The sequence below is a fragment of the Streptomyces sp. NPDC001204 genome (genome assembly GCF_053598035.1).
In genome coordinates this window covers 199,643-217,893 of record NZ_JBSFJL010000003.1, presented here as the reverse complement: position 1 = coordinate 217,893, position 18,251 = coordinate 199,643, and the positions used below count along the sequence as shown (strand labels likewise).

Genomic DNA, 18,251 nt, shown 5'->3' with positions numbered 1-18,251 from the left:
GAGGAGGCCCCGCAGATGCGCGCAACCGTGGGCGACCAGCTCGTCCAGCACGGCAGGGTGGTCGGTCAGCACGACCAGATCAGCGAAATCGTCGAGGTCATGGGCACGGAGGGCAACCCGCCGTACCGCGTCCGCTTCCCGGACGGGCACGAGGCGGTCATGTCACCGGGCCCCGACTGCCAGGTCCGCCACAAGAAGGAACACGAACACCACTGAGTCAGCGCGGGGGTCTCGCCGGCCGGCGGTAGTGGTCGGCGACGACCCTCGCCATGGCCCCGGTCGGATCGGCCGCCACCTCCTTCGCGGCGAAGAAGACGTGCCCGCGTACTTCCGGGTGCGCGGCCGCGAGGGTGAGGTGGCGGGACAGCTCGTCGGGGTCCCGCCAGGCCGCGCTCTGCTCGCCGGCCTTGTAGAGCGCCTCCCCCACGTACAGCCGCGTGCGGCTGCCGCGTGCCGCCTCGGCCCACCAGGGCAGCAGGGCGGCGTAGTCGGCGGTGGCGAAGCCGATGGCCCAGTACAGCTGTGGGACGACGTAGTCGATCCAGCCCTCCCCGACCCACTTGCGGGTGTCCGCGTACAGGTCGTCGTACGTCTGCACGCCGGCCCGGGTGTCCGAGCCGCGCGGGTCGGACGAGGCGTTGCGCCACACCCCGAAGGGGCTGATCCCGAACCGGGTGCCCGGGCGGGTGGCGGCGACGGCCGCTGCCGTCTCGCGGATCAGCCGGTCGATGTTGTCGCGCCGCCAGTCGGCCCGGCCGGCGAAGGCGCCGCCGTACCGGTGGTGGGCTGCGTCGTCGTCTAAGGTCTCGCCGGCGACCGGATAGGGGTAGAAGTAGTCGTCGAAGTGGACGCCGTCCACCGGGTACCGGGACACCGCGTCGAGCATCGCCCGCTGCACGAACTCCCGGACCTCGGGCAGGCCGGGGTTGTAGTGGAGGCACCCGCCGTACCGGACCACCCAGTCGGGGTGTCTGCGGGCCGGATGGGAGGCGGCCAGCAGGGCCGGGTCGTCGTGCAGGGCGACCCGGTAGGGGTTGAACCAGGCGTGCAGCCGCAGTCCGCGGGCGTGCGCCTCCGCCACGGCCGTGCCCAGCGGATCCCAGCCCGGGTCCCTGCCCTGGGTGCCGGTGAGGAACTGCGACCACGGCTCGTGGGGCGAGGGCCACAGCGCGTCGGCCGCCGGGCGCACCTGGAGGAACACCGTGTTGAGCCGGCGGCGCACCGCCACGTCGAGCAGGGCGGTCAGCTCGCCGCGCTGCCGGGCCACGCTCAGCCCGGTGCGGGAGGGCCAGTCGCGGTTGCGCACGGTCGCCAGCCACATGCCGCGCATCTCGGTGACCTCGGCGCGGCCCCTGCGGTCGGTACCGGTGCCGCCCGCCGCGGTGGCCGCGTCGCCGGTCACCGCCAGGGTCGACAGCGCCGCCACGGTGAACGACCGCCGTGTCACCCGTGTCCCTCGGGCCATCCGGGCACTCCCCGTACGCCGTGGATCCGCACGGTCACGGATCGTCCACCGGCCCAGCATGCCCGACCCGGGCGACCGATCACGGCCGCCACGGGGGTAACGTGCACGATCGGAGCAGGCACCGCACAACGGGCCGCCTGCCACAGCCGTAGGAACTGCGAAAGGGACGATGTGACCGGCATTTCGGGAGACATTGCACGCGTCGGAGTGGTGGGCTGCGGCCAGATGGGTGCGGGCATCGCCGAGGTGTGCGCCCGGGCCGGCCTGGAGGTGAAGGTCGCCGAGACCACCGGCGAGGCCCTGGAGATAGGCCGTACCCGGCTGTTCAACTCCCTGGCCAAGGCGGCCGAGCGCGGCAAGATCAGCGAGGCGGAGCGGGACGCGACGCAGGCCCGGCTGAGCTTCACCACCGACCTCGGCGAGTTCTCCGACCGCGACCTGGTGATCGAGGCCGTGGTGGAGAACGAGCAGGTCAAGACCGAGATCTTCCAGGTCCTGGACCAGGTGGTGACCCGGCCGGACGCGATCCTGGCCTCCAACACCTCCTCCATCCCGCTGGTGAGGCTGGCGGTCGCCACCGCGCGCCCCGACCAGGTGATCGGCATCCACTTCTTCAACCCCGCCCCGGTGCAGCAGCTGGTCGAGCTGATCCCGGCGCTCACCACCTCCGAGGGCACGCTGAGCCGGGCGCAGCTGTTCACCGAGAAGGTGCTCGGCAAGCACGCTATCCGCGCCCAGGACCGGTCGGGCTTCGTGGTGAACGCGCTGCTGATCCCCTACCTGCTCTCGGCGATCCGGATGTTCGAGTCGGGCATCGCCAGCCGCGAGGACATCGACAACGGCATGGAGCTGGGCTGCGCCCACCCGATGGGCCCGCTGAGGCTGTCCGACCTGATCGGTCTGGACACGGTGGCCTCGGTCGCCCATTCCATGTACGAGGAGTACAAGGAGCCGCTGTACGCCGCTCCCCCGCTGCTCCAGCGCATGGTGGACGCCGGCCGGCTCGGCCGGAAGTCCGGCTCCGGCTTCTACACCTACGGCTGACCACGAGGAGCGGCGGTCAGCGGGCCCGGCACCGAGGTGGTGCCGGGCCCGCGTCGTTCGCACACCGTGTGCGCTCCCTCAGGACAGCGTGTCCCGCCCGGGCCTGAGGTGGTGCAGGAGCAGTAACGCGGCCGCCATGTTGGCGGCCGGGACCTCGCCGCGGGCGACCAGGTCGGGGACGAGCTTGAGGGGGACCCATTCCCGGCGGTCGGACTCGAAGTCGTCCGCCGGGTGTCCGACGTACTCGCCCTCGTCCGACCAGTAGATGTGGTGCCGGGCGTCGGTGAGCCCGTTGGACGGCTCCACGCTCATGAGGTGGTGCAGGGGTCCCGGCCGCCAGCCGGTCTCCTCCTCCAGTTCCCTGGCGGCCGCGGCCGTGACGTCCTCGCCGTCCTCCACGACGCCCGCCGCGAGCTCCCAGCCCCAGCTGTCGGTGATGAAGCGGTGGCGCCACAGGAGGAGGACCTCACCCGCCTCGTTCACCACCGTGGCCACGGCGACGGGCCGCAGCCGTATCAGGAAGTGGTCGAGGTGCCTGCCGTCCGGCAACTCGACATCCGCGAGGTTGACGGTGAACCAGCGGTTTGCGTACACAGTTTGCTCGTTCTGTTTCGTCCACTGCACGGTTCTGCCACCTTCCGTCGGGTCAGTGGCAATATCGCAGCCGGACCGGTCCCGCAGCAGGCGCACGGCGAGCCGCCGGGAGCACCGCGCCGCCGTCACAGCGGTACGCGCAGGGCCCCGTCGATCAGTTCGGCCGCCTCGGCCGTGCCGGCGCTGCCGCTGCGCACCAGGTGCTCGCGCACCGCGCGCAGTCTGTCCCGCAGCCGCTGCGACTCCATCCCACGGGCCTGTTCGGCCATCCGCACGGCCGTGGCTACCGCCTTGTCGGCGTTGCCCCGGCGCAGTTGGATCGTGCTGAGCATGGCCAGCCGGTGCACCCGGCCCCGGTCGTGCGCGGGGTTGTCCACGGCGGCCGCGGCGTGCTCCTCGGCGGCGGCCAGCTCGCCGAGGCTGAGCAGGGCCTCGGCCACCTGCACGTTGACCAGGCCGGGTTGGACGTAGCCCGTCTCGTCGGGCTCGTATCCGCGCCGGATGCGTTCGGCGGCGGACTCGGCGCGCCCGATGCAGGCCAGGGCGCTCGTGCCGTCGCCGAGGTGGGCGTAGGCCTTGGCCTGCATCGCGTACAGGTCGGAGGCGAGCGCGGGGGTGATGTGCTGGCCCGCGGCGCGCAGCGCGGCCTCGACGAAGGCGACGGCCTGGCGGTACTCCCGCATGAACAGCGACTGGTTGACCAGCAGCGCGATCACGTAGGCGCCAAGTCCCCGGTCCCCGCTGGCCTTGGCGAGCCTGAGCGCCTGGTGGAAGTAGCGCTGAGCCAGGCCGTGCGCGTCGGAGTCGTAGGCGCAGATGCCCACGATCGCCACCAACCCGCCGGTGGCGCGGTGCAGTTGGCGGCCGGTGGCGTCGGTGTAGCTGCCCCGCAGCAGCGGGGCGGCCTCGGCGTTGAGGAAGCCCACGACACGGCCGCGGGTCGCGACGCCGCCGGCCTTGCGGTACATCTGCTCGTAGTGCGTGCGGGCGGCGCGCAGCATCTCGATGTCGGACGGGGTGACCCGGTGCCGGCCACCGCGGGAGACGTCCACGTCCTCGGGCGGGTTCTCCCACTCCCACACGGGCATGACGGCGGGCGTGCCGGTCACGGCGGGGGCTCCGAGGAGGTGCGGGCGCTGCTGCTCGTCGGATCGCCACAGGGCGGTGGCGCGTTCGACGAACCCGGACAGCGAGGTGCCGTGCGGCGCGGAGGACTCGCCGGGCACGCCGAGGCCGATGTCGTCGAGCGTGACCTGCCGGTGCAGCCGGCCCGCCAGCACCTCGCAGATCAGGTCGGGCACCTGGCCGCGCGGCCGCTGGCCCTTCAACCACCGGGCCACGGCGGTGTGTTCGTACCGGAGCGCGAGTCCGCGGGCCCGCCCCTCCTGGTTGACGTGCGCTGCCAGGCCCGCGTGCGAGATCCCGGCCTCGTCCAGGATCGCGTCGAGCAGTGTGTTGGGCTGCATGGGTGCCCCCCGGTGGCTCTGTGGCGACAGCGTAGTGCGTTCGCCTTCACACGGGGTGTGAACGGAGCACGCGCATCCGGGCTGCACGCGCGCTGTCGCGGAGAGTCCCCAGCCGGTTGACTGAACCGCCTCCTCCAAGAGGCCGTCCGGGCCGCCGGCTCCCCCTCGAAAAGTACGGCGGCCCGGCACGGCGGCACTCCGCAAGGTGACCGGCCTTGCCGACCCGGGCGGACTCGAGAAGGGACGCGGGGAACCGCGCCACCGGCCACCCGCAGCCGACAACCGACCCGGCCCACTGAGTGGCCCACCCCGTCGACCGAGGCCGACCCGAAAAAAGGAGCGCGGGGAACCGCGCGACCGGCCGCCGACTGCCCGCAGCCGGCGACGGACTCGCAGTCCCCCGCGCTCGACCCGTCAGCTGCGCAGAACCGCCCCCGTGCGCGACGCGGCCAGCGCCACCGCCGCGTCGCGGGCGGCGGACGCCTCGTCCACGGTCAGTGTGCGGTCCGGCGCGCGGAAGCGCAGCGCGAAGGCGAGGGACTTGCGGCCCTCGCCGAGCTGCTCGGCGTTCTCGTAGAGGTCGAACAGCCGGATGGACTCCAGGAGTTCACCGGCACCCTCGCGCAGCGCGGCCTCGACGTCGGAGGCCGGGACCGGCTTGTCGACGACGAGGGCGACGTCCTGCGTGGCGACCGGGAACGTGGAGATGCCCGGCGCTCGCGGGGTGTCGTCGCCGACCTGCTCCAGCACGTCCAGGTTCAGCTCCATCGCGCAGGTGCGCTCGGGCAGGCCCAGTGCCTTGACCACGCGCGGGTGCAGTTCGCCCGCGTGGCCCACGACCCGCTCGGCACCGTCCACGGTGACCGCGAACTCGGCGCAGCGGCCCGGGTGCCACGGGCCGTACTGGCCCTTGCGCACGATCGGTTCGGCCCCGGCCTCACGGGCCACGGTCCGGGCGGCCTCGACCGCGTCGGCCCAGTCGGCCGGGCGGCCCTTGCCCCACCAGCCGGTCTGCTCACGGGCGCCCGCGAGGACCACGGCCACATGGCGCGGCTGCTCGGGCAGCGCCGCGTTCAGCTCCGCGATCTCCTCGTCGGTGGGACGCCGGTCGACGGGCGGCTGGGCCGCGACCCGCTGCTCCTCGCGCGGGTGGAAGACCAGGCCGGTCTCGAACAGGGCGAGATCGTGGCTGCCGCGGCCGTCGTTGCGGCGCAGCGCGCCGAGCAGGCCCGGCAGCAGCGTGGTGCGCAGCGCGGGCTCCTCGTCGCTGAGCGGGTTGACCAGCCGGACCACGCGGCGCGCGGGGTCGCCGGGCTCCAGGCCGAGCTGGTCGAAGACCTGCTCGCCGACGAACGGGTAGGTCGGCGCCTCGACGTAGCCCGCGCCGGCCAGCGCGCGGCCGACCCGGCGGTGCAGCCGCTGGCGGTGGGTGAGGCCGCGGCCCGAGGGGAGCCTGGGCAGCGTGGAGGGCAGGTTCTCGTAGCCCTCCAGGCGGATGACCTCTTCGGCCAGGTCGTTGGGGTCCGTCAGGTCGGGCCGCCAGGAGGGGACGGTGACGGTCAGCTCGTCCTGCCCCTCCACCTGGCAGCCGATCTGCTGGAGCCGGCGGACGACGGCCTCACGGCCGTAGACGACGCCCGCGACCTTGTCCGGGTGGTCGGCCGGCAGGGTGATCGTGCGCGGAGCCGCAGGCGCGGCGACCTCGGTGACACCGGCGTCGGCCGTGCCGCCCGCGAGCAGGACCAGCAGGTCCACCGTGCGCTGGGCCGCGGCGGAGGCGGCCTGCGGGTCGACGCCCCGCTCGAAGCGGCGGGAGGCCTCCGAGGACAGCTTGTGACGGCGGGCGGTGCGCGCGATGGAGACCTGGTCGAAGTGCGCGGCCTCGATGACGACCTCGGTGGTCGCGTTCTCGGTGTCCTCGTGGTCGGCGATCTCGGTGTTGGCGCCGCCCATGACGCCCGCGAGGCCGATGGCGCCGCGCTCGTCGGTGATGACGAGGTCCTCGGCGTGCAGCGTGCGCTTGACGCCGTCGAGGGTGGTGAACTTCTCGCCCTCCTCGGCCCGGCGCACGCCGATCGTGCCCTGGACCAGCTTGCGGTCGTAGGCGTGCAGCGGTTGGCCGAGTTCCAGCATCACGTAGTTGGTGATGTCGACGGCGAGCGAGATCGGGCGCATCCCGGCCTTCTGGAGGCGGCGCTGGAGCCAGATCGGGGAGCGCGCCTCGGGGTCGAGGCCGGAGACGGTGCGCGCGGTGAAGCGGTCGCAGCCGTGCGGCTCGTCGATCCGCACGGCGTAGCCGAACGCGTTCGGCGCCGGTACGTCGAGCAGGGCGGGGTCGCGCAGCGGCAGGCCGTAGGCGATGGCGGTCTCGCGGGCGACGCCGCGCAGGGACAGGCAGTCGCCGCGGTTGGCGGTGACGGCGATGTCGAGGACCTCGTCGACCAGCTCCAGCAGCTCGATGGCGTCCTTGCCGACCTCGGTCTCGGGCGGCAGCACGATGATGCCCTGGCTGCCGTCGTCGCCCATGCCCAGCTCGTCGCTGGAGCAGATCATGCCGTGGGAGGTCTTGCCGTAGGTCTTGCGGGCGCTGATCGCGAAGCCGCCGGGCAGCACGGCGCCCGGGAGGACCACGACGACTTTGTCGCCGACGGCGAAGTTGCGGGCGCCGCAGACGATCTCCTGCGGCTCGCCGGTGCCGTTGGCCTGGCCGACGTCGACGGTGCAGAACCGGATCGGCTTCTTGAAGCCCTCCAGCTCCTCGATGGTCAGCACCCGGCCGACGGCGAGCGGCCCCTTGAGGTCGGCGCCGAGCTGTTCGACGGTCTCGACCTCGAGGCCGGACGAAATGAGCTTGGCCTGGACGTCGCGCCCGGTCTCCGTCGCCGGCAGGTCGACGTACTCCCGCAGCCAAGAAAGCGGGATCCGCATCAGATCTCCATCCCGAACGGCCGGGTGAACCGGACGTCACCCTCGACCATGTCTCGCATGTCTTCGACGTTGTGGCGGAACATCAGCATCCGCTCGATGCCGAACCCGAAGGCGAAGCCGCTGTACTTCTCGGGGTCGACGCCGCAGGCGGTGAGCACCCGCGGGTTGACCATGCCGCAGCCGCCGAGCTCGATCCAGCCCTCGGAGGAGCAGGTGCGGCAGGGCCGGTCGGGGTTGCCGACGGACTCGCCGCGGCAGACGTAGCACACCATGTCCATCTCGGCGGACGGCTCGGTGAAGGGGAAGAAGTTCGGCCGCAGCCGGGTCTTCATGCCCTCGCCGAACAGCGACTGCACCATGTGGTCCAGGGTGCCCTTGAGGTCGGCCATGGTCAGGCCCTCGTCCACCGCGAGCAGCTCGACCTGATGGAAGACGGGCGTGTGGGTGGCGTCCAGCTCGTCGGTGCGGTAGACGCGGCCGGGGCAGATCACGTAGACCGGCAGCTCGCGTTCGAGCAGGGAGCGGATCTGCACCGGCGAGGTGTGCGTGCGCAGGACGACACCGGACTCGCTGCCCCCCTCGGGGCCCTGCACGAAGAAGGTGTCGGCCTCGCCGCGGGCCGGGTGGTCCGGGCCGATGTTCAGGGCGTCGAAGTTGAACCACTCGGCCTCGGCCTGCGGGCCCTCGGCGACCTCGTAGCCCATGGCCACGAAGACGTCCTCGATGCGCTCGGAGAGCGTGGTCAGCGGGTGGCGGGCGCCGGGCGGCACGCGGTCGAACGGCAGCGTGACGTCGACGTCCTCCTCGACCAGCACACGGGCGTCCCGCTCCGCCTCGAGCTCGATCTGGCGGGCGGCGAGGCCCTTGTTCACCGCGCCGCGGGCCATGCCGACGCGCTTGCCGGCGTCGGCCTTGGCATGCGGGGGCAGGGCGCCGATCTCGCGGTTGGCGAGGGAGAGCGGGGAGGCGGGGCCGGTGTGGGCGACCTTGGCCTCGTGGAGCGCGTCGAGGGAGTCCGCGGCGGCGAAGGCGGCGAGCGCCTCGTCCCGCATGCGCTCGATCTCTTCCGGTTTCAACGCCTCGACCTCGACAGGGTCGTACGACTTATTGGGTGCCGACATCTCTTCCCGTGCTTCCGATTGGCTGGCTGGAGGTCCCCGTCACCGACTCGCACCGACTCGCGGACAGATCGTCACGGTTTTCGGGACACAAAGGTGCCAAAGGCCGAGTCTAACGGGGCCGGGGAAAGCGAATGCGCCCGTGGGTCCTCGGCGGGTGCTCAGAGCAGGTGTGCCGGGGTGCCCACGGGCAGGGTAAATCGGATCTCCGCGCCGCCCCCTCGGGCGCGGCCGACCGTGATGGTGCCGCCGTGGGCCTCGACGATGCCCTTGACGATGTAGAGCCCGAGTCCGGTCCCGCCGCGCTTGCTGCCCCGCCAGAAGCGGGTGAAGACACGGTTCATGGACTCCTCCGGAATGCCGGGTCCCTCGTCGCTCACCGTGACCGACGTGGCGGTGTTCCCCGCGTCGTCCCCTTCCCGTGTGGACGGCGCCGGCGTGACATCGATGGTGACGGATCCCTCGCCGTGCCGCACGGCATTTTCCACGAGGTTGCTCAGCACCTGGTCGATCTTGTCGGGGTCTGCCCACAGTTCGGGCAGCGGTTTCTCGACGCGCACCAGGAACCGGTCGGCGGGCTGGCCGGCGGCGACGTACGCCTGGACGTGCCGCCCGACCGCGGCGCCCATGTCGACGGGCTGGCGGCGTACCTCCAGGCGGCCGGAGTCGATGCGGGATATGTCGAGCAGTTCGGCGATGAGCCGGGTGACGCGGTCGGCGTCGGCGTCGACGGTCTCCAGCATCAGCCGTTTCTGGTCGTCGGTGAACCTCTCCCACTTGGCGAGCAGGGTCGCCGTGAAGCCCTTGACGGAGGTCAGCGGCGAGCGCAGCTCGTGGGCGACGGTGGCGATCAGCTCGGCGTGGCTGCGCTCGGTGCGGCGGCGGGCCTCGGTGTCGCGGAGGGAGACGACGACACGGCGGACCGGGCCGGTGGGGTGGGTGCGGACGTACTTCGCGGAGACGAGGACCTCCCGGCCGCCGTGCAGCAGGAGGTTGCGTTCGGGCTGGCCCACCCGGATGGCCAGGCCGCCGTAGGGGTCGGTCAGCTGCCACCAGCGGCGCCCTTCCAGGTCCTCCAGCGGCAGGGCCTTCTCCAGGGGCTGTCCCAGGGCCTGGTCGGCGGGTACGGCGCTGATCCGGGCGGCGGCGGCGTTGAAGCAGATGATCCGCCCGTGCTCGTCGGCGATCACCAGGCCGTCGGGCAGGTCGTCGGGGTCGATGCCGAGGCCGGCGGGATCGTCCTGCCGGGGCGCGGGTGGTCGTCGCGCGTCCCGCGCTCCGGGCGCGCGACCGGTGCCGACACTCATCCCCTCACCCCACCTCTCAGCCGGTGCAGCAGGCCCCCGGGCTGGTCACCCTACTGGTTGCGGGTGGCGGAGCGGCATCCTCCGGAGCCACGCTGCGCACGGGCCGACGCGTACAGACATACGGCGGCGGCGGTCGCGAGGTTCAGGCTCTCGGCCTTTCCGTGGATGGGGACGCGTACGACGGCGTCGGCGAGGGTGCGGGTCTCCTCCGGCAGGCCCCAGGCCTCGTTGCCGAACACCCACGCGGTGGGGCCGCCCATGGTGCCGTGGTCGAGCTCGTCGTCCAGATCGTGCTCGCCCGCGCCGTCGGCGGCGAGGATGCGCACCCCGGCGTCCCTGAGCGCCGCGACCGCCCGCTCGACGGGGACGCCGACGGCCACGGGCAGGTGGAACAGGGAGCCGACGGAGGCCCGGACGGCCTTGGGGTTGTAGAGGTCGACGGAGGCGTCCGTGAGGACGACCGCTTCGGCTCCGGCGGCGTCGGCGCAGCGCAGGACGGTGCCGGCGTTGCCGGGGTCGCGCACATGGGCGAGGACGGCGACGAGCTTCGGGCGGGCCGCGACGATGTCCTCGAAGGGGGTGTCGAGGAACCGGCACACGCCGACGAGCCCCTGCGGGGTGACGGTGGTGGAGATGTCGGCGATGACGTCGTCGGCGGCGAGGTGGATCCGGGCTCCCGCGGCGCGGGCCTCCCCCACGATGTCGGCGTACCGCTCGGCGGCCTCGACCGTGGCGAACAGTTCGACGAGGGTGGGCGTGTCCCCGGCCCGGTGCGCCGCCGCCTCCCGCACGGCCTGCGGCCCCTCCGCGAGGAACAGCCGCTCCTTGCCCCGGAAGTTCCGCTTGGCCAGCCGCCGCGCTGCCGAGACGCGGGGCGAGCGGGGGGAGATCAGGTCAGGGGTGGCGGGGGCCATGGAGAGCTTCACCTTCGGTAGGAACGTTCCGCCGCGACGGCGAGCAGCCGGCGGCCCCGGGCGGCGCCGGACGCGCCTCGGGCACCGCACGGCGCACATACGACGGACCCGCAGGCAGAGCCCACGGGTCCGTAGGATCGCGCCGGCCGGGCCGGCGCTGCGTCACGCAGCCTTGGGCGCGTTGACGTCGCTCGGCAGGGCCTTCTGCGCGACCTCGACGAGCGCGGCGAACGCGTTGGCGTCGTTGACGGCCAGCTCGGCCAGGATCTTGCGGTCGACCTCGACGTTCGCGGCCTTCAGACCCTGGATGAAGCGGTTGTACGTGATGCCGTTGGCGCGGGCAGCGGCGTTGATGCGCTGGATCCACAGCTGGCGGAAGTCACCCTTGCGCTTCTTGCGGTCGTTGTAGTTGTAGACCAGCGAGTGGGTGACCTGCTCCTTGGCCTTGCGGTACAGGCGCGAGCGCTGACCGCGGTAGCCGGAGGCCTGCTCGAGGATCGCCCGGCGCTTCTTGTGGGCGTTGACTGCCCGCTTGACGCGTGCCACTTGATTAACTCCTTGTAGCGGGGCCGTGGTTGTCCTCACACGGCCCGGAAACGATTGGGTCCCGGTCCTGACGTACGGCGCGCGGCGATCGGACGATCACGCGCCGCCGCGTCACTTGCCGAGAAGCTTCTTGATCTTCTTGGCGTCGCCCGGGGCCATCTCGGCGTTGCCGGTGAGGCGACGCGTCAGACGGGACGACTTGTGCTCGAGCAGGTGGCGCTTGCCGGCGCGCTCACGGAGCACCTTGCCGGAGCCGGTGACCTTGAAGCGCTTGCTGGCACCGCTGTGCGACTTGTTCTTCGGCATAGCGCCGTTCTCTCCTCGTAGGTGGCGCTCCGGTGCCCGGTCGCGAGAACCGGGCACGGTAGGAGCGTCGCTCTTGATATCGGTTACATCCTGGGACGTGGGGGTCCCGGGGGTCACGCTTCGGCGTGCTCCTCGGCCGACTCCTCGGCCGGCGCCTCGGCGTCCGCGGCGTTCTGCGAGCGACCCGGGTTGGCCTTCGCTTCGGCCTTGCGGGCCTCCTGCGCCTGGCGGGCCTCGGCCATCGCCTCGGTCTTCTTCTTGTGCGGACCGAGAACCATGATCATGTTGCGGCCGTCCTGCTTCGGGTTCGACTCCACGAAGCCGAGGTCCTGGACGTCCTCCGCGAGCCGCTGCAGCAGCCGGTAACCCAGCTCGGGCCGGGACTGCTCGCGACCACGGAACATGATCGTGATCTTGACCTTGTCGCCCTGCTTGAGGAACCGGACGACGTGACCCTTCTTGGTGTCGTAGTCGTGCGGGTCGATCTTCGGCCGGAGCTTCATCTCCTTGATGACCGTGTGCGCCTGGTTCTTGCGCGCCTCACGGGCCTTCATGGCCGACTCGTACTTGAACTTCCCGTAGTCCATGAGCTTGCACACGGGCGGACGGGCGTTCGCCGCGACCTCGACCAGGTCCAGGTCGTACTCCTGCGCAAGCTCCAGTGCCTTCGCAAGCGGCACGATGCCGACCTGCTCGCCACTGGGACCGACAAGTCGCACCTCGGGAACGCGAATCCGGTCGTTGATGCGGGGCTCGGCGCTGATGGATCCTCCTCGGTTAGCACCACGCGACGGTCTGGCGGACAGCCGCGTACTCTGTGTTCGACAGACCTAACCGCGCCGAAGCACGAAAAATGCCCCGGACGATCACAGGCGGGGCTCCTCGAACTACCGGAGCAACCGCCGCGATGGACGCGGGGCGCACTTTCGGACGGATCGCCACCGCTGGGGCGGACCCGTCTGACCGGTGACCCGCCGCCCCAAAGGGCGGTCAGGTGGGAGTTCGAAGCCTCCACTTGTGGGCCGGGCCCGTATGCCTGGGCATACACGTCCAGCCGGTCGTCACACAAGGTTAGCAGCATCCATGGGGAAGGGCTAATTCAGGATGTCCAGGGCTCGCTGCGGGAGCCCCCTCGTCCTGCACCTATCGTGTGGGGCATGAGTGAGACCTCCCCCTCCGGCCCCGCCGAGCAGCCCGACTTCGACGCCATGACCCGCGACATCGCGGAGGTCCCTGCGGTCGAGGTGATCGTGACGGTCGCCGTCAACCTGATGAGCGCCGCCGCCGTGAAGCTCGGTCTGACCGAGGAGGGCGACGAGCACAAGGACCTGGACGAGGCCCGCAAGCTGGTGTCGGCGCTCGCCGGACTGCTGGACGCGAGCGCCACCGAGATCAGCTCCTTCCACGCGGCGCCGCTGCGCGACGGCCTGAAGTCGCTGCAGCTGGCCTTCCGCGAGGCCTCGCTCGTCCCGGACGAGCCGGGCCAGGGCCCGGGCGAGAAGTACACCGGGCCGATCTACGGCTGAGCCGCTCCCGCGGATCCCCGTTACCCGACCCTGCCGATCACCGCTGCGTCACGCAGCCGAACCCCGCTCCTTCACGTACAAGGGCTCGCCAGGCGGCGTCGCCCCGGCCGGCAGCAGTGCCAGGTCGAGGCCGCGCACCAGGCGGGCCCTCAGTGTCTCGCTGGCGGCGAGCCGCGCGGCCACGGCGCGGGCGGTCTCGGCCGGGGCGGTGGGGACGGACGGGTCGAGCACCAGCGCCAGGGTCCCGTCGGCCTGCCCCCGCCCGAGGTGGGCGCGCAGCACGGCGGGCTCCGCGGCGACGGCCTCCCGCACCGCTGTGACGACGGCCGGGTCGGCCAGCGGGTCGGTCGTCGTACGGCCCTCGGCGAGGGCGAGCAGGGCGGGACCGGCCAGCTCGAACGGCACCGGTCCGGCCATGTCCAGCACCACCGTGTCCGCCTTCTCGTGCGCGGTGGCCTCCAGGACCTGGTGCAGCCGCACGGCCACGGGCCGGGCGTCCGGGTCCCAGCGGGCCAGGGAGTCGGTGGAGGTGAAGGCGGGCAGCGCGGTGCGGTGACCGGCCTTCAGGGTGGGTACGGCCATCTCGCTGGTCTTCTCCCGGCGCAGCCCGTTCTCGTCCTCCTCCACCTCGCCGAGGACGGCCACCACGGGCACGAGCAGCCGTGCGCTCCTGAGCGCCTCCAGGACGGGTCCCACGGCGGCGCGGTCCTCGGCCCAGGCGGCGAGCGCCGCGCTCAGCCCGGGGTCGGCGGAGCCGTCGTCGTCGGAGAAGCCGGAGTCGGGAATGTTCTTCTTCGCCACGGTGCCGACCCTATCCGGGGCCGTGCCCGCTCCCTCAGGGTCCCCTGGCCCACGTCCGCCACGGCTGCCGCGGGACGTTCGGGCCCCGTATCGTCGGCGGCGGACGGCCGTGCGCGGGAAGGCGGCGGGGGGAGCACGGGACACGCGCGGGGACGGCGGCAAAGGACGGGGCCGCGAGTGGGGAGGTGGCGGTGGAGACGGCGAGCGGAGGACCGGTGCCCGTGCCGGTGGCGGTGACCGGGGGCGCGACCGTGGCGGTGGCGGCCCGCCGTCTCGGTTCCGGGGCGAGCGCCGGATACGGCGACGCCGTGTTCGACACGGCGAGCATCGTCAAGGTCGGCATCCTGGCGGCCCTGCTGCTGCGGGCGCAGGACGCGGGGCGGCGGCTGACCGCGCGGGAGAGGACCTACGCCGCCGCGATGATCGGGCACAGCGACAACGACGCGGCGTCGGCACTGTGGCGGGTCATCGGCGGGGCGGACGGCCTGGACGCGGCGAACGAGCGCTTCGGACTCACGGAGACCACCGGCGGCGACGGTCCGCTGTGGGGTCTGACCCGGACCACGGCCGCCGATCAACTCGTCCTGCTCCGGCAGGTGTTCGGCGGCGCCGGCGCGGAGCGCTCGGAGCTGGGCGAGGCCTCGCGGACGTACCTTCAGGGGCTGATGGGGCGGATCGCCCCGGGTCAGGACTGGGGGGTGTCGGCCGCCGCCGACGGCTCCGGATGGGCCTTGAAGAACGGCTGGCTGCCGCGCGGTGCGACCGGTCTGTGGGTCGTCAACAGCATCGGGCGGGTGACGGCCGGCGGCGACGACTACCTGGTGGCCGCCCTGTCCAGCGGCAACCGGACGAAGGAACAGGGCATCGCGCTGGTGGAGGCGGCCGCCCGGGCGGCGGTGTCGGCGTGCGACCGGAGGGCGTGATCCGGGCCTCCCCGGCCGGACGATCCGGGGCTGCGGCGAAGAGCGGGGCCACGACCCGAAGACCCCGGTCTACAGCCTGAAGTCGGCCCCGCCCTCGCGGCGGCCGCGCCACAGGACGACGGCCACGACCAGCATCACTCCCCCGGCACTGCCCGCGAGGGGTCCCGCCCAGCCGGAGGCGCTGTCGGCCGCCTCGGCGGAGTCGGGGCCGGGGCCGAAGTACCGCTCGCCGTAGGACGCCGCGGTCAGGCCCTCGGGCCGGAGGCGGGCCGCGGCCTTGATGGCGGCGGCGGGATCGACCAGGCCGAAGCCGCGGGAGTCGTCGCGGCCGCCGACGGGGGCGTTGCGGGCCGTGTCCTCCAGGAGCTTCTTGATCTGGGCGGGGGTCAGACCCGGGTGGGCGGCCTTGATCAGGGCGACCGCGCCGGAGACGAAGGCGGAGGCCGCGCTCGTGCCCCAGCCCTCGTAGTACCGCTGGTCGGGGTCGGCGATGACGACGTCGACGCCGGGCGCGCTGACCGTCGCGTACCAGCGGCGGGTGGAGAAGGAGGCGCGGGTGCCGTAGCGGTCCACAGCGGTCACGGCGATCACGCCCGGGTAGGCCGCCGGGTAGGAGATGTGGTCGCCCTTCTCGCCGCCGTTGCCGGCCGAGGCGACCACGACGGCGCCCTTGCTCAGCGCGTACTGGACGGCCTCGTCCTCGGCGGGCTCGGGGTGCGCGGAGTCCGAATCGTCGCCGAGGGAGAGGTTGATGACGTCGGCGCCCTGGTCGGCGGCCCAGCGGATGCCGTCGGCGAGGGCGTTGCCGCGGGTGCTGCGGGCCTTGCTCCGGGCGGAGTCGTCCTCCTCCAGGATCACCCGCACGGGCAGGATCCGGGCCTCGGGCGCGATACCGAGGACGCCGTCCGCGTTGCCGGGGCCGTGGCCGTGACCGGCGATGATGCCGGCCATGGCGGTGCCGTGGCGGGCCCAGGGCCGGTCGCCGCGCCGCGCGCCGAAGCCGATCATGTCCTTGCCGGGCAGGACGTTGCCGCGCAGATCGGGGTGGTCGTCGTCGACGCCGGTGTCCAGGACGGCGACGGTGATGCCCTTGCCCTGGGTGGTGCGCCAGGCCTCCTGGGTGTGCATGGCGTCGAGGCCCCACTGCTGGGCGCGGATGCCGTCGGCGTGCGCGGGGACCGACGGCACGAGGGCGAGGCAGGCGGCGAGGAACAGGCTCGGGACGCCGACCGCGAGAGCCCTGCGCGGCGTACGGTTCCCGGGTGTCGCGGCGGCTGTCACGACGGCTCCTCCGTGGCTGACTTGACGGTCTGGCGCAGGCCCCGCTCGATGCGGTCGGCGAGGCCCTGGGCCTCGTTTCCGAGGCCTGCCTGGGCGACGGGGGTGGTGGCTCCCGGCTTCGTCGCGTCGGCGGCGGCCTGCGGGGTGCCGGCGGCGCGGCCGTCGGCCCAGCCGGACACGGCGTAGACGACCACGGGGGCCTCGGTCAGCACGGAGACGGTCCACGACGCGCGCTGCTCGTCGCCGAAGGCCGCGGCGACGGTGCCCTTGGCGGCGTACGGACGCGGCACGAGGTCGGTGCGCCGGGCGAGCCCCTCGTTCTCGAAGCGGGCGGCGAGGGACGTCATGGTAGGGGCGTCGGCCTTGGCGAAGAGCAGGCCGACGGTGGTGACGTAGCTCCGGGTGGCGTCCGTGTAGGTGGCGCGCAGCAGACGGGCGCAGCCGACGGGGGTCAGGGCCTTGCGCAGCAGCGGGTCGAAGGCTCCCTCGCAGCCGCTGTCCGGCGCGACGGCGACCCGGGTCCAGGTGCGGTCGGCTCCGCCCGGTCCGGCGCCGCGGCCGTCCACGGTGGGCGGGAAGAGCTGGTCGACGGGGACGCTGTGCCACATGGCGCCGGCCGTGGCGAAGCCGCCCTCCGCGCCGGGCTTCCCCGGCTCCCCGGTGAGCCAGCTGCCGGTCACGGCGCCGCCTATGAGCCCGATCCCGAGCACCATGCAGGCGGCCGCCACGGCGACGCGCGGCCGTACCAGCGCACCGGTCGGCCGTGCCCGCCGGTCGTAGCCCTCCGGCTCCCCGAACCCCATGCCGAGCCCCGTCCCCGGTGCCATGGCCGTGCTCCAGGACAGCGCCGGATCAGGCGCCGTGGCGGCACCCGTGGCTCGCGGCGGTGTACCGGCGGGAGCACCCGGGGAGGCGTCGAAGGAGGGATGCGGCGGAACCGGGGTCCACCCCGACCCGGTCGGCCGCTGGGGCGTGCCGGTGGGGAGGGGACGGTTGCCGGCGCCGCCTGGGCCGACGGGGCTGCCGGGTCCCGCGGTCCGGCCGGGCTCGCTCGGGTGGCGTGCCGTGCCGAGGGGGCCGGTCGCGGCGTCGGCGCCGACGACGGGCCCGGCCTGGGATTCCAGGGCGGCGGCGGGGCCCCTCGCGGCGTCCGACCGGGGGTCGCGTGCGGAGGACGGGGCCGTCGGATGGGGCGGTGCGCTCGGCACCGGGGGGTTGTGGACGGAGACGGGGCGCAGGCGCGTGGTCGTCTCCGACGGGGTCTCGGCGGGCGCGCCGCCACCGCGTGCCGCCGTTGGGGGGCGGTGTCCCGTTGGGGGGCGGTGTCCCGGTGGGGGGCGGTGTCCCGGTGGCGGGGGTATGTTCCCGCGCTCGCGCCGACCGAGCCGCGCCGGGTCACCGGAGAAGCGGTCGGCGGCACTCCCGTCCTCGGAGGCCGCAGTTCCTGACGGGACGTCAGCGGAGCCGCGACCACTCGCAGCCCCGCGCCCGGGCGCCTGCGACGCGGCCGCTGAACGGCCCGCAGTCCCGGCGTGGGCGTCTGCGGACGCCCCAGGTCTGGCAGGGGTTCCGGCACGGGTGTCTGCGGACGCCCCAGGCCCGGCGGGGGTTCCGGACGTCGCGCGTCTTTCGGCCGAGGGTGTGCCGAGTGGAAGGTCCCCTGCCCGGCCGGCGCCCGGCGGGCGCGGTGCCTCGCGGCCGGCCGTCGGGGGTGTGTCCGGGAAACGGGCGGTGGCCGGAGGCGGGGGCGGCGTCGTGGGGGGTGCGGTGCGCTGGGAAGGGGGCCGGAAGTCCGGGAAGCGGGGGCGGGAAGCGGTAGTGGTCCGGGCGTCGTCGGTGGCGGAGCCGGTGCGAGGCGGGGGGAAGCCGGTGCCGTCGCCCGCGCGGATGTCCGTGTCCGAACCCGTCGGTCCTGCACCTGTCACGGCACCCGGGGAGCCGCCCGGGACCGGAGCGGCGGAACCCGCCGAGGTGCCGCGCGGGAAGGCAGCCCGGGCCGGAACGGCCGAACCCGCCGCAGTGCCGCGCGCGG

17 protein-coding genes are annotated in these 18,251 nt (G+C 73.4%); 4 read left to right on the top strand and 13 right to left on the bottom strand.

The genetic code is table 11. The features are described 5' to 3' along the window. The first annotated feature begins 15 nt into the window (after positions 1-15). Entirely contained in the window at positions 16-216 is a 201-nt protein-coding gene (locus ACWC91_RS06415) for a DUF1918 domain-containing protein (RefSeq protein ID WP_141362616.1), read from the top strand. Position 217: 1 nt separating this feature from the next. Here the strand turns inward: ACWC91_RS06415 and ACWC91_RS06410 are convergent, their stop codons facing one another. Then, positions 218-1,465, bottom strand: a complete 1,248-nt coding sequence (locus ACWC91_RS06410; RefSeq protein WP_450642263.1) for a glycoside hydrolase family 10 protein — start codon at positions 1,463-1,465, stop codon at positions 218-220. A 171-nt stretch (positions 1,466-1,636) separates the two neighbouring features. Between ACWC91_RS06410 and ACWC91_RS06405 the strand changes: the two genes are divergently transcribed. After that, positions 1,637-2,509, top strand: a complete 873-nt coding sequence (locus ACWC91_RS06405) for a 3-hydroxybutyryl-CoA dehydrogenase (RefSeq protein ID WP_281154430.1) — start codon at positions 1,637-1,639, stop codon at positions 2,507-2,509. 78 nt (positions 2,510-2,587) lie between these two features. On the opposite strand, the gene ACWC91_RS06400 is transcribed toward ACWC91_RS06405, so the two are convergent. From ACWC91_RS06400 to infC, 9 genes are all read right to left on the bottom strand, one after another. Next, a complete protein-coding gene (locus tag ACWC91_RS06400) occupies positions 2,588-3,133 on the bottom strand; it encodes an NUDIX domain-containing protein (protein ID WP_225076171.1) in 546 nt (181 codons plus the stop codon). A gap of 95 nt (positions 3,134-3,228) precedes the next feature. Beyond that, positions 3,229-4,569: a transcriptional regulator gene (locus tag ACWC91_RS06395; RefSeq protein WP_450642265.1), complete on the bottom strand. Its 1,341-nt coding sequence runs from the start codon at positions 4,567-4,569 to the stop codon at positions 3,229-3,231. A gap of 414 nt (positions 4,570-4,983) precedes the next feature. Further along, a complete protein-coding gene (gene pheT, locus ACWC91_RS06390) occupies positions 4,984-7,497 on the bottom strand; it encodes a phenylalanine--tRNA ligase subunit beta (RefSeq protein ID WP_450642267.1) in 2,514 nt (837 codons plus the stop codon). Next, positions 7,497-8,618 carry a phenylalanine--tRNA ligase subunit alpha gene (pheS, locus tag ACWC91_RS06385; RefSeq protein ID WP_225076168.1) on the bottom strand — a complete coding sequence of 374 codons (1,122 nt, stop codon included), beginning with the start codon at positions 8,616-8,618 and terminating at the stop codon, positions 7,497-7,499. Before pheS ends, pheT begins: the two co-directional genes overlap by 1 nt. Before the next feature lie 158 nt (positions 8,619-8,776). Continuing rightward, on the bottom strand, positions 8,777-9,922 hold the full coding sequence (locus ACWC91_RS06380) for a sensor histidine kinase (protein ID WP_281154432.1): 1,146 nt from the start codon (positions 9,920-9,922) through the stop codon (positions 8,777-8,779). A 50-nt stretch (positions 9,923-9,972) separates the two neighbouring features. Next, a complete protein-coding gene (locus tag ACWC91_RS06375) occupies positions 9,973-10,836 on the bottom strand; it encodes a TrmH family RNA methyltransferase (protein WP_225076166.1) in 864 nt (287 codons plus the stop codon). Positions 10,837-10,998: 162 nt separating this feature from the next. After that, the gene (gene rplT, locus ACWC91_RS06370; RefSeq protein ID WP_006141703.1) at positions 10,999-11,382 is read right to left on the bottom strand and encodes a 50S ribosomal protein L20; all 384 of its coding nucleotides are present in this window, start codon (positions 11,380-11,382) and stop codon (positions 10,999-11,001) included. 111 nt (positions 11,383-11,493) lie between these two features. Next, the gene (rpmI, locus tag ACWC91_RS06365; RefSeq protein WP_007829094.1) at positions 11,494-11,688 is read right to left on the bottom strand and encodes a 50S ribosomal protein L35; all 195 of its coding nucleotides are present in this window, start codon (positions 11,686-11,688) and stop codon (positions 11,494-11,496) included. A 113-nt stretch (positions 11,689-11,801) separates the two neighbouring features. After that, positions 11,802-12,452: a translation initiation factor IF-3 gene (gene infC / locus ACWC91_RS06360; protein ID WP_225076301.1), complete on the bottom strand. Its 651-nt coding sequence runs from the start codon at positions 12,450-12,452 to the stop codon at positions 11,802-11,804. Positions 12,453-12,845: 393 nt separating this feature from the next. Between infC and ACWC91_RS06355 the strand changes: the two genes are divergently transcribed. Next, on the top strand, positions 12,846-13,214 hold the full coding sequence (locus ACWC91_RS06355) for a DUF1844 domain-containing protein (protein ID WP_141362596.1): 369 nt from the start codon (positions 12,846-12,848) through the stop codon (positions 13,212-13,214). A 48-nt stretch (positions 13,215-13,262) separates the two neighbouring features. Here the strand turns inward: ACWC91_RS06355 and ACWC91_RS06350 are convergent, their stop codons facing one another. Next, on the bottom strand, positions 13,263-14,015 hold the full coding sequence (locus ACWC91_RS06350) for an SseB family protein (protein WP_225076165.1): 753 nt from the start codon (positions 14,013-14,015) through the stop codon (positions 13,263-13,265). An 89-nt stretch (positions 14,016-14,104) separates the two neighbouring features. Here ACWC91_RS06350 and ACWC91_RS06345 point away from each other — a divergent pair, with 89 nt between their 5' ends. Then, the gene (locus ACWC91_RS06345; protein WP_450642278.1) at positions 14,105-14,938 is read left to right on the top strand and encodes a serine hydrolase; all 834 of its coding nucleotides are present in this window, start codon (positions 14,105-14,107) and stop codon (positions 14,936-14,938) included. 69 nt (positions 14,939-15,007) lie between these two features. On the opposite strand, the gene mycP is transcribed toward ACWC91_RS06345, so the two are convergent. Then, positions 15,008-16,219: a type VII secretion-associated serine protease mycosin gene (gene mycP, locus ACWC91_RS06340; RefSeq protein ID WP_374113913.1), complete on the bottom strand. Its 1,212-nt coding sequence runs from the start codon at positions 16,217-16,219 to the stop codon at positions 15,008-15,010. Then, on the bottom strand, positions 16,216-17,046 hold the full coding sequence (locus tag ACWC91_RS06335) for a hypothetical protein (RefSeq protein ID WP_450642271.1): 831 nt from the start codon (positions 17,044-17,046) through the stop codon (positions 16,216-16,218). The genes mycP and ACWC91_RS06335 overlap by 4 nt, the downstream gene beginning before the upstream one ends. Positions 17,047-18,251 lie beyond the last annotated feature (1,205 nt).